General features: G+C 57.0%; 7 protein-coding genes. All 7 read left to right on the top strand.

Annotation, left to right across the window (positions count from 1 at the left end; genetic code table 11):
- The first annotated feature begins 173 nt into the window (after nt 1-173).
- The 7 genes from ACUVTA_RS06330 (at nt 174) to fusA (ending at nt 11,932) form a co-directional block, all read left to right on the top strand.
- Nucleotides 174-1,250 (top strand): redox-regulated ATPase YchF, encoded by a 1,077-nt coding sequence (locus ACUVTA_RS06330; protein ID WP_445952125.1) that lies wholly within the window; start codon nt 174-176, stop codon nt 1,248-1,250.
- Nucleotides 1,251-1,443: 193 nt separating this feature from the next.
- The gene (gene rpoB / locus ACUVTA_RS06335; RefSeq protein ID WP_445952126.1) at nt 1,444-4,869 is read left to right on the top strand and encodes a DNA-directed RNA polymerase subunit beta; all 3,426 of its coding nucleotides are present in this window, start codon (nt 1,444-1,446) and stop codon (nt 4,867-4,869) included.
- A 65-nt stretch (nt 4,870-4,934) separates the two neighbouring features.
- Nucleotides 4,935-8,477: a DNA-directed RNA polymerase subunit beta' gene (gene rpoC, locus ACUVTA_RS06340; protein ID WP_445952127.1), complete on the top strand. Its 3,543-nt coding sequence runs from the start codon at nt 4,935-4,937 to the stop codon at nt 8,475-8,477.
- Between the two features lie 95 nt (nt 8,478-8,572).
- Complete coding sequence (locus tag ACUVTA_RS06345; protein ID WP_445952128.1) at nt 8,573-8,824, top strand: ribosomal L7Ae/L30e/S12e/Gadd45 family protein; 252 nt, start codon at nt 8,573-8,575, stop codon at nt 8,822-8,824.
- Nucleotides 8,825-8,969: 145 nt separating this feature from the next.
- On the top strand, nt 8,970-9,344 hold the full coding sequence (gene rpsL / locus ACUVTA_RS06350; RefSeq protein ID WP_445952129.1) for a 30S ribosomal protein S12: 375 nt from the start codon (nt 8,970-8,972) through the stop codon (nt 9,342-9,344).
- A gap of 18 nt (nt 9,345-9,362) precedes the next feature.
- Nucleotides 9,363-9,833, top strand: coding sequence for a 30S ribosomal protein S7 (rpsG, locus tag ACUVTA_RS06355; RefSeq protein ID WP_445952130.1), 471 nt, complete (start codon nt 9,363-9,365; stop codon nt 9,831-9,833).
- A 17-nt stretch (nt 9,834-9,850) separates the two neighbouring features.
- Nucleotides 9,851-11,932 (top strand): elongation factor G, encoded by a 2,082-nt coding sequence (gene fusA / locus ACUVTA_RS06360; RefSeq protein WP_445952131.1) that lies wholly within the window; start codon nt 9,851-9,853, stop codon nt 11,930-11,932.
- Nucleotides 11,933-11,980: the final 48 nt, after the last annotated feature.

Raw genomic sequence — 11,980 nt, forward strand, 5'->3', positions numbered from 1 at the left:
GTACCAGGCACCGGGTTAGATACACTCCCCGTGTTTCCCGAAGCCCAGCAACGGCCGGCCTTTCGGCTTTAAGTGGCGAAAGTCAGGTAAAAGAAAAACGCGGCCGGCAAGAGGAATTTGCGGCTGCGCGCTGAAACTCCTCTTTTCAGTGATTACGGAACGGAGGTTGCGCGGTGGAAATCGGTCTGATCGGCCTGCCGCAGGTGGGAAAGACCACCCTTTTTAATTTGCTGACCGGCGCGAATTACCCGACGGGTATTTTAGGGGAAACCAAGGTCCATACCGGTTCGGCGCCGGTACCCGACGCACGGGTGGACTTTTTAGCGGCGCTTTACCGGCCCCAGAAGGTAACTTGCGCCCGGGTCAATTTTAAAGATATCCCGGGAGTTGACTTGCGCGGGGGCGAAAAAGGGGCCGCCATCCGTTTCTTTGAGGAGGTGCGGGGCGCAGATGCGCTCTGTTACGTGGTGCGCGCCTTTACCGCGGCGGGTGTGCCGCCCTATTTCGACGCCTTGCTGCCCCTGCGGGAGTTTCAGGAGCTGTACGCCGAGATCCTGCTGGCCGATATCATGCTGGTGGAGCGGAGGCTGGAGCGAATCCGGAGCGGAAAGAAGGTTTCGAAGCAGGCGGCCACGGAGGTTGCCCTGCTCGAGCGTTGTGTGGCGGCCTTGAACGAGGAGAGGCCGTTAACGGGAGTGCCCCAGACGCCGGAGGAAAAGGCGCTTTTCGCGGGCTACAGCTTCCTTTCACTAAAGCCCCTTTTGGTAGCCGTCAATGTTGACGAAAGCGGCCTTAAAGGGGGATACCCGCAGCAGGAAGCGCTGCTGCGTTATACGACGGAGCGGTGCATCCCGGTAGTGGAAGTTGCCGCTCGGATAGAGGCGGAGATAGCGGAACTGGCTCCTGAGGAGCGGGCGGAGTTTCTGGAGAGTTTGGGGTTACAAGAGCCCGGAATCGCGCGTCTGGCCCGGGCGGCTTACCGGGCTCTGGGGCTCATCTCATTCTTTACCGTTGGGAAAGACGAAGTGAAGGCCTGGACGGTAAGAGAGGGAACCGTGGCGAAAAAGGCGGCAGGCAAGGTTCATTCGGAGATCGAGCGGGGATTTATCCGGGCAGAAGTTTTTGCCTTCGATGATTTGCGGCAACTCGGTTCGCCCGCTAAGTTACGGGACGCTGGGCTCTTGCGTCTTGAGGGTAAGGACTACGTAGTGCGCGACGGAGACATTGTTCACTTCCGGTTTAAGGTTTAAAACTTTTGTTAATAATCCTTGACAGTTCATAATTCCTTATGTTAGAATCTTTAGGCATTGCATAAGAGAGTTGGTTCACAGGAACTTATAGCCCACGCTTGCTTTCACCGAGCGCCCGTTCTTAAGAATTTTTTAAGAAAGGGAAGCATCAGGTAGCTGTTTTCTTTTTTAAAAACTTTCAGGAGGTTGAGGTATGGGAGTGCCGGTTGCAGTCCCAACTGCCGGTGACCGGGTTACGTACGCCAAGTTCAAGGAGATCCTGGAGATCCCTAATCTTATCGAGGTTCAAAAGAAGTCTTACCGCTGGTTTCTGGAAGAAGGCCTGCAGGAAGCGCTCGCCGATATTTCGCCGATTAAGGATTTCACGGGCAATTTGGTTTTAGAGTTTTTATCGTCGAGCATTGGTGAACCTAAGTATTCGGTTTCCGAATGCAAAGACCGGGATGTAACCTACGCGGCGCCTCTCCGGGTGAAGGTACGCTTAATAAACACCGAGACGGGCGAGATAAAAGAACAGGACGTCTTCATGGGCGATCTCCCGTTGATGACCGATAAAGGAACCTTTATCATTAACGGCGCGGAAAGGGTAGTGGTGAGCCAGCTTGTCCGCTCTCCGGGTGTCTATTTTGGGGAGCAGCTTGATCCGAGCGGTAAGAAGCTTTTTACGGCCACCATCATCCCGAACCGGGGTGCCTGGCTCGAGTTCGAGACGGACGTGAACGACCTGCTCTGGGTCCGGGTGGACCGGACCCGAAAGGTCCCGGTGACCGCTCTCGTCCGAGCGTTGGGCTACGTTACCGATGCGGAGATTCTGGCGCTTTTCGACAATGATAAGGTCATTCAGGAGACGCTGAGTAGGGATACCGCTAGAACCGATGAGGAGGCGCTTATCGAGATTTACAAACGTCTCCGCCCGGGTGAACCGCCGACGGTGGAGAGCGCGCGCGGGCTCTTAGAAAGCCTTTTCTTCGATCCGAAGCGCTACGATCTTGGGAATGTGGGGCGCTATAAGCTCCATAAGAAGCTTGGCCACGGCGTGCTCTACCGTTACCGCGGCGAGGGGCCGGAAGAGTTCGACCCGTACCTCAAGAAGATGGTGCCGCGGGACCGCGAGTTTATCCGGGAGCTGACCAAAGAAGACATCATCGCTACGATCCGTTACCTTTTAAAGGTGATGCGGGGCGAGGGGCGAACGGACGATATCGATCACTTAGGTAACCGGCGGCTGCGCTCGGTTGGTGAGCTTTTGCAGAACCAGTTTCGCATCGGCCTGGCGCGGATGGAGCGGGTCGTCCGGGAACGTATGACCATCCAGGATATCGAGGCGGTAGCCCCCCAGCATCTCATCAATATCCGGCCGGTGGTTGCGGCGATCAAAGAGTTTTTGGGTTCAAGCCAGCTTTCCCAGTTTATGGATCAGACTAATCCACTTGCCGAGCTTACCCATAAGCGGCGGTTGTCGGCGTTAGGTCCGGGGGGGCTTAGCCGGGAGCGGGCCGGATTTGAGGTGCGCGACGTGCACCATTCGCACTACGGGCGGATCTGTCCGATTGAGACGCCCGAAGGTCCGAATATCGGTCTTATCGGCTCACTCACTACTTATGCGCGCGTGAACGAGTTCGGTTTCATTGAGACGCCGTACCGCAAGGTGGATAGAGAGCATAAGCGGGCTACGGACGAGATCGTTTATATGACTGCCGATGAAGAAGAGGAACACGTAATTGCCCAGGCGAACGTGCGCCTGGATGAGAACGGCTATTTCCTCGAGAAGCGCGTCAATGCACGTTATAAGGGCGAAATCCTGGTAGTTCCAGTTGAAGAGGTCGAATATGTGGACGTTTCGCCCAAACAGGTCTTCAGTGTGGCTACCTCACTGATTCCTTTTCTCGAGCACAACGATGCCAACCGGGCGCTTATGGGCGCTAACATGCAGCGTCAAGCGGTACCTTTGCTAGTTACCGAAGCGCCGCTTGTCGGTACGGGCATCGAGGGCCGGGTGGCCCGCGATTCGGGAGCTGTAGTTCTGGCGGAAAAAGATGGCGTCGTCAAAAAGGTGACCGCAACGGAGATTAGCATCGCCTGCGACGACGGAACGGTGGCGCGCTACCCGCTGCTGAAGTTCAACCGGTCCAACCAGGGAACCTGCATCAACCAGCGGCCGATCGTAAACGTAGGGGACAGGGTGAAGGCGGGCGATGTGATTGCTGATGGCCCCTGCACGAACAACGGCGAGTTAAGCCTAGGGAGGAATCTCCTAGTAGCCTTCATGCCCTGGGAGGGTTACAACTATGAGGATGCCATTTTAATAAGCGAGAAACTGGTTAAGGAGGGTTACTTCACCTCGATCCACATCGAGGAGTACGAGTGCGAGGCGCGGGATACGAAGCTTGGGCCAGAGGAAATCACGCGGGATATCCCGAACGTTGGTGAAGACGCGCTAAAGGACCTTGATGACCGGGGAATCGTCCGGATCGGCGCGGAGGTGCGGACGGGAGATATTCTGGTTGGCAAGGTAACGCCGAAGGGCGAGACAGAACTGACGGCGGAAGAACGCCTCCTGCGGGCGATTTTCGGCGAGAAGGCGCGGGAGGTCCGGGATACTTCGCTCCGGGTGCCCCACGGCGAATCAGGAAAGGTCGTGGACATTAAGGTTTTCAGTCGTGAGAAGGGTGACGAGCTACCGCCCGGCGTCAACCATCTGGTGCGGGTTTACGTGGCCCAAAAACGGAAGATTTCCGTGGGCGACAAGATGGCCGGGCGCCATGGTAATAAGGGGGTAATTGCGCGGATCCTGCCCGAAGAAGATATGCCTTTCCTCGCGGACGGGACACCGGTTGAGATAGTGTTAAATCCGCTCGGGGTTCCTTCCCGTATGAACCTCGGGCAGATATTTGAGACTCATTTGGGATGGGCGGCAAAGGTCCTGGGAATTAAAATCAGCACCCCGATCTTTAACGGAGCTACCGAGGCGGACATTATCGAGTCTTTGAAGAAGGCTGGTCTGCCGGAGAATGGTAAAACGATCCTTCGCGACGGCAGGACCGGGGAGCCTTTCGATAACCCGGTGACGGTTGGCTATATTTACATGCTGAAGCTGGCGCACCTGGTAGACGACAAGATTCACGCCCGCTCTACCGGACCTTACTCTCTGGTCACGCAGCAGCCGCTCGGGGGTAAGGCACAGTTCGGGGGGCAGCGCTTCGGCGAGATGGAGGTTTGGGCGCTGGAGGCCTACGGCGCTTCCTACACGCTTCAGGAGATGCTGACGGTAAAGTCAGACGACGTTGTAGGCCGGGTTAAGACCTACGAAGCGATCGTTAAGGGTGAAAATGTTCCGGAACCAGGGGTGCCGGAATCCTTTAAAGTGCTGATTAAGGAGCTTCAGAGCTTGGCACTTGATGTGCGGGTGCTTTCGGAGGATAACAAGGAGATCGAAATCAAGGAGACGGAGGACGATATCGGCGAAACGGCGCGGGAGCTGGAATTCGACATCCGGTACGAACCGCCGGTAGGTTTCGCTGGGCCGATTGATGAGGCGGTTGACGAGAGTGAAGAGGAAATAGAGGATGAAGAAAACGGCCCCGAAGATTTTCCGCCGGGTGACGAGGAAACTACGTAAAGAATCGGCTGCTTAATCTCCGGGCTCGCCTTCAAGCAAAGAGTCCTTTAAGGGGGGAAGCTCTGATGATGGAGCTTAATACGTTCGACCGCATTCAGATTAGGCTTGCTTCGCCGGAACAAATTCGGGCTTGGTCGCACGGTGAGGTCAAGAAACCGGAGACGATAAACTACCGTACGCTAAAGCCTGAACGGGATGGTCTCTTTTGCGAGCGTATCTTTGGCCCGACGCGGGACTGGGAGTGCTATTGCGGGAAATACAAGCGTGTACGCTATAAAGGGGTTATCTGCGACCGGTGTGGCGTCGAAGTGACCCGTTCTAAAGTGCGCCGGGAGCGTCTGGGGCATATCGAATTAGCGGCGCCCGTTTCGCATATCTGGTACTTTAAGGGCATCCCGAGCCGGATGGGACTCCTGTTAGATATGTCGCCCCGGGCTCTGGAGAAGGTTCTTTACTTTGTTTCGTATATCGTTACTGATCCGGGGGACACGCCCCTGGTTAAGAAGCAGCTCTTGACGGACAGCGAGTACCGGGAGTACCGCGAAAAGTACGGGGACGCCTTTAAGGCGGGCATGGGTGCGGCGACCATCAAGGAACTCTTGCAGGAAATAGACCTCGACGCACTTGCTACCGAGCTTCGCCGCGAGATTCGTGAGAGCACCGGTCAGCGCCGCGTGCGGGCGATCCGCCGCCTCGAAGTGGTTGAGGCCTTTAGAAAATCGGGGAACCGGCCCGAATGGATGATCCTCGAGGTTCTTCCTGTAATCCCACCAGAGCTCCGGCCGATGGTGCAGCTCGACGGCGGCCGTTTCGCAACGTCGGATTTGAATGACCTCTACCGCCGGGTCATTAACCGCAACAACCGGCTCAGAAGGCTTCTGGAGCTTGGGGCGCCGGACATCATCGTGTGTAACGAGAAGCGGATGCTCCAGGAGGCGGTTGACGCCCTGATCGATAACGGGAGGCGGGGGAGGCCGGTTACCGGTCCCGGTAACCGGCCCCTCAAGTCCCTTGGCGACATGCTTAAGGGGAAGCAGGGCCGTTTCCGGCAGAATCTTTTAGGTAAGCGCGTTGACTACTCCGGCCGTTCTGTCATTGTGGTGGGGCCGAGGCTTAAGCTCCACCAGTGTGGCCTTCCCCGCGAGATGGCGCTGGAGCTCTTCAAGCCCTTCGTGATGAAAAAGCTGGTTCAAGGCGGGCACGCCCATAACATTAAGAGCGCCAAGCGCATGGTAGAGCGGATGAAGCCAGAAGTATGGGACGTTCTCGAGGAGGTGGTTAAGGACCACCCGGTTTTGCTCAACCGGGCGCCGACGCTGCACCGCCTCAGTATCCAGGCCTTTGAGCCGGTTTTAGTCGAAGGCCGGGCTATTCAGATTCACCCGATGGTCTGTCCCGCGTATAACGCGGACTTTGACGGCGACCAGATGGCGGTTCACGTACCGCTTTCCGCAGAGGCCCAGGCCGAGGCCCGTCTCCTTATGCTTTCGACCGGTAACATCTTGAGCCCGAAGGACGGGCAGCCGGTGACGATTCCGACGCAGGACATGGTCCTCGGTATCTATTATATGACGCTGGCGAAGGAAGATCCGGCTTACGAACATAAAACTTTCTGTGATCCTGACGAAGTAGCGCGGGCCTACGAGAGCGGGGTACTGCCGCTGCACGCTCTGGTCCGGGTGCGGCTTCCCGGGCTTGTGGCGGCCGACGGGTCACGTCTGTTTAAGACAACGGCGGGGCGACTCATTTTCTACCGCACCATTCCGTCAAAGCTGACCGAGACGGTAGGGGAAAACGGTGAGGGGCGGCTGACCCCTCTCGGCGAGAAGATTCTCTCCAGCGTTGTGGACAAGAAGCTGCTGAGTAAGATTATTGACGTTTGCTACCGGAAGCTTGGTTATGCGAAGACGGCCACGCTTTTGGATAGCATTAAAGAGCTTGGCTTTGCTTTTTGTACCCGCGCGGGGCTTACTATCGGGAGCGAAGACCTGGTCATTCCCGAGGAGAAACCGGCAATCCTTGCCGAAGCCGACAGGGCGGTCGAAGAGGTTGAGCAGCAGTACCGTCGGGGCCTGATCACCAAGGAGGAGCGTTACCGGAAGGTTATTGAAATCTGGAACCAGGCGACGGAGAGGATCAAAAACCTGCTTCTCGAAAAGCTTGACCGGTTCAACCCGGTATACATGATGGCTATTTCTGGTGCGCGCGGTAATATCCAGCAGATCAGGCAGCTTGCCGGGATGCGGGGCCTGATGGCCGACCCGTCCGGGCGGATCATCGACCTTCCCATCCGGGCGAACTTCAGAGAGGGGCTTACGGTGCTGGAGTACTTCATCTCGACGCACGGCGCCCGGAAGGGGCTTGCAGATACTGCTTTGCGGACGGCCGACTCTGGGTACCTGACCCGCCGCCTCGTCGATGTGGCCCAGGACGTAATCGTGCGCGAAGAAGATTGCGGGACGACGGATTATATCGAGGTCGAGGATTTCCGCGATGGCGACGAAGTCATCGAAAGGCTGCGCGAACGTGCTCTCGGGCGCATTGCGGCGGCGGACATTGTAGACCCAAATACGGGGGAAGTTATCGTTTTTAAGGGCGAGGAAATCGATGAAGAAGCGGTTGAGCGCATTGAAGCTGCGGGCATCAAGAAGGTGAAAATCCGCTCGGTTTTAACCTGCAGAACTTCCTGCGGTGTTTGCTCCCGCTGCTACGGGCGAAACCTGACGACTGGTTACCTTGTCGACATCGGTGAAGCGGTGGGTATTATCGCGGCACAATCGATCGGCGAGCCGGGAACCCAGTTGACGATGCGCACCTTCCATACCGGTGGGGTAGCTGGCGAAGACATTACTCAGGGTCTCCCGCGGGTTGAGGAACTCTTTGAAGCGCGGCGGCCCAAGGGCCAGGCGATCATCGCCGAAGCGGACGGCATAGTTTCGGTGCGGGAAACCAAGGGCCGCCGGGAGATCGAATTGGTTACGCCGGAAGGGGAGCAATTTGTCTATCCGGTACCTTACGGCGCCCGGCTGCGGGTTCAGGACGGCGATAAGGTGACTGCGGGCGATGAATTGACCGAGGGTCCGGTCAACCCCCACGACCTACTGAAGATTAAGGGGGTCAAGGCGGCGCAGCTCTACCTGCTTAAAGAGGTGCAGCGGGTTTACCGCCTCCAGGGCGTCGAGATTAACGACCGGCACATCGAAATTGTGATCCGGCAAATGTTCCGAAAGGTGAAGGTTGAGGATGCCGGGGATACGGATCTGCTACCCGGTGGCCTGGTCGATATTTACGAATACGAGGAAGAAAATAAGCGCGTGCTCGAAAAAGGCGGGCAGCCTGCGGTTGTCCGGCCGGTCGTGCTCGGCATTACGAAGGCTTCGTTGGCTACCGACTCTTTCCTGTCAGCGGCCTCGTTCCAGGAAACTACCCGGGTTTTGACCGACGCGGCGATCAAGGGGAAGCAGGACCCGCTCATTGGCCTCAAAGAGAACGTGATTATCGGCAAGCTCATTCCGGCCGGCACAGGGCTTACGCGTCACCGTAACCTTAAAATTTTTTATGACGATCAAGGTGGTGGTAAAGAAGAGCGGTCTTCTATAGAAGGTTGATCTGGCCTGAGTTTTGGGATATGATTCTTGTTGACACTCAGGGAGAATAATGCTACACTAAAAAAGTCTGTGGGTGCTTGGAGGGGTTAAACCTCATGCCCTACGAGCGTCTGATCTCTGCCCGCAAGAAGGCTGTCGGGTCGAAGGAGACCCTGAAAAGTATTGAGCGGGGGCAAGCGAAGGTTGTATACGTGGCGAAGAATGCCGACCGGCGCATTACCGAACCGATTATCCGGGCGTGCCGTGCCCGGGGTACCCCGTTGGAGGAGGTGCCCTCGATGCGGGAGTTAGGTAAAGCCTGCGGCATAAGCGTAAACTGCGCGTCAGCTGCGGTTATCGAAGACTAAAAGCTTGCCCCCTGCGTTCGCAGGGGGCTAAGTTTTAGGGGGAGGGTTACCGGACGGTTGGTTTGCGGTGGTTAGAGCCGGGGAATGGAACCGGCTTTGATCTTCAGTCGTTTTCGTAGCGATTCGCGAAAGGAGGTATGTTTTATTGCCAACGATTAGCCAGCTTGTGCGTCACGGAAGACAGTCGGTGTGTAAGAAATCGTCGGCACCGGCCCTGCGCGGCTGTCCGCAGAAGCGCGGGGTTTGCACCAGGGTTTACACGACCACGCCGAAGAAGCCGAACTCGGCTCTCAGGAAGGTGGCGCGTGTCCGTTTAACGAACGGGATGGAGGTTACCGCTTACATTCCGGGCATCGGCCATAACCTGCAGGAACACTCGGTGGTTCTGGTGCGCGGCGGCCGGGTCAAGGACCTTCCGGGCGTGCGCTATCACATTATCAGAGGAGCGTTGGATGCGGCGGGTGTTCAGAACCGCAACCGGGGCCGCTCCAAGTACGGGGCCAAGCGGCCCAAGAAGTAGGTGAAAGGGGGGAAGTATGTGCCGCGTAGAGGACCGGTTCCCCAGCGCGAGGTTCTACCGGATCCGGTATACCAGAGCCGGCTGGTGACAAAACTTATCAACCAGGTTATGCTCCACGGCAAGAAGAGTATCGCTGAGAGTATCTGCTACGGGGCCTTTGATATTATCAAGGAAAAAACCGGGCGTGACCCGCTTGAGGTCTTCGAAGAGGCGATGAAGAACGTGATGCCGGTTCTGGAGGTTAAGGCGCGGCGTGTCGGCGGCGCTAACTATCAGGTTCCGGTAGAGGTGCGGCCGGCAAGGCGGCAGACCCTTGCCATCCGCTGGATTACTAACTTTGCGCGCCAGCGCCAGGGTAAGTCGATGCGGGAGAAGCTAGCGGCAGAGATTATGGACGCGGCGAACGGCACGGGCGGGGCCGTTAAAAAGAAGGAAGATACCCACCGGATGGCGGAGGCCAACAAGGCGTTTGCCCATTATCGCTGGTAGAAAGGAGGTGCTGGGGTATGGCGCGTGAGTTTCCGCTCGAAAGAACAAGAAACATAGGGATTATGGCCCACATCGATGCCGGGAAGACGACGACTACCGAACGCATCCTTTTTTACACTGGTAAGATTCACCGGATTGGTGAGGTCGATGATGGGGCCGCGACGATGGACTGGATGGTGCAGGAGCAGGAGCGGGGCATCACCATCACCTCAGCGGCTACCACCTGCTACTGGCGCAACCACCGGATTAACATCATCGACACACCAGGACACGTGGATTTTACGATTGAGGTAGAACGTTCGTTACGCGTTCTCGATGGGGCAGTAGCGGTATTTTGCTCTGTGGGAGGTGTGGAGCCGCAAAGCGAGACTGTCTGGCGGCAAGCGGATAAGTACGGCGTGCCACGCATTGCTTACGTCAACAAAATGGACCGTACCGGCGCTGACTTTTTCCGGGCGGTGGCAATGACTAAAGAACGGCTCGGGGCGAACCCGGTACCAATCCAACTTCCGATTGGTGCAGAGGATAGCTTCTGCGGGGTAATCGACCTGATTCAGGAAAAGGCGATCATTTACCTGGACGACTTGGGAACGGTAAGCAAAGAAACGGCTATCCCTGCCAATATGAGAGAGCTCGTGGCCGAATACCGCGAGAAGCTGCTTGAGGCGGTGGCGGAAGCGGATGAGGAACTGATGTTAAAATACCTGGAGAATGAGCCCCTTACTATTGAAGAGATCAAGCGGGCTTTGCGGAAAGCGACCATAGCGGTGAAGGCTATTCCCGTTCTTTGTGGTTCCTCTTACCGCAATAAAGGTGTGCAACCGTTGCTTGACGCCATTATCGATTTTTTGCCGGCGCCGACCGACATCGCGGCAGTAAGGGGCACGAACCCGGAAACGGGCCTGGAGGAAGAGCGCTTGGCGCGGGACGATGTGCCTTTTGCGGCCTTGGCCTTTAAGATCATGACCGATCCCTACGTGGGAAAGTTAACCTTTTTCCGTGTCTATTCAGGGACTCTGAAGTCCGGTTCTTACATTTATAATGCCACCAAGCAGAGACGGGAACGGATCGGCCGGCTCCTGCAGATGCACGCCAATCACCGGACGGAAATTAAAGAGGTTTACGCCGGCGATATCGTGGCGGCAGTGGGGTTGAAATTCACGACGACCGGAGATACCCTTTGCGACGAGGCGCACCCCATCATTCTCGAGGCGATGGACTTTCCGGAGCCGGTTATCTCGGTGGCTATTGAGCCGGGAACCAAGGCCGACCAAGATAAGATGGGGCAGGCTCTTGCCCGGTTATCGGAGGAGGACCCGACCTTCCGGGTCCACGTCGATGCGGAGACCGGGCAGACCATCGTTTCGGGGATGGGGGAGTTGCACCTTGAAGTGATTATCGACCGGCTGCTCAGGGAATTCAATGTTAGCGCTAAGGTCGGCAAGCCTCAGGTGGCGTACCGCGAGACGATTACCAAGCCTGCGCGGGCGGAAGGCAGGTTTATCCGCCAGACGGGCGGCCGGGGCCAGTACGGGCACGTGGTTCTCGAGATCGCGCCGCGTAAACCCGGGGAGGGCTTCCTCTTCGAAAATAAGATTGTGGGCGGCGTCGTTCCCAAGGAGTTTGTGCCGGCAATTGAAGCGGGTGTGCGCGAGGCGATGGAAAACGGCGTCCTGGCCGGCTACCCGGTTATCGATGTTGGTGTAACACTGGTTGACGGCTCCTACCACGAGGTTGATTCCTCGGAGATGGCCTTTAAGATTGCCGGTTCGCTTGCCTTCCGGGAAGCGGCCAAGCGGGCGGAACCGGTTATCCTGGAGCCGATCATGAAGATTGAGGTTATCACTCAGGAAGGGTATACTGGGGACGTCATCGACAATCTGAACGCCCGGCGGGCGCAGATCGAAGATATAGAGGTGAGGGGCAATAACCGGATCATCCGGGCGCTGGTGCCCTTATCGGAAATGTTCGGCTACGCTACGGATCTCCGGTCACTCACGCAGGGCCGGGGTACTTACACGATGCAGTTTGACCATTATGCCGAGGTACCCCGGAACCTGATGGAAAAAATAGTGCAAAAGTACTGCTATGCAAGTTAAGGAGGAAGAAGATTCATGGCCAAGCAGAAATTTATCCGGACGAAACCG

It is taken from the genome of Thermodesulfitimonas sp., from assembly GCF_052743955.1.

What these genes read in the sequence shown, in the direction of transcription:
- rpoB (WP_445952126.1), top strand. Translation starts at nt 1,444, where the DNA reads ATGGGAGTGCCGGTTGCAGTCCCAACTGCCGGTGACCGGGTTACGTAC.
- rpoC (WP_445952127.1), top strand. Translation starts at nt 4,935, where the DNA reads ATGATGGAGCTTAATACGTTCGACCGCATTCAGATTAGGCTTGCTTCG.
- ACUVTA_RS06345 (WP_445952128.1), top strand. Translation starts at nt 8,573, where the DNA reads ATGCCCTACGAGCGTCTGATCTCTGCCCGCAAGAAGGCTGTCGGGTCG.
- fusA (WP_445952131.1), top strand. Translation starts at nt 9,851, where the DNA reads ATGGCGCGTGAGTTTCCGCTCGAAAGAACAAGAAACATAGGGATTATG.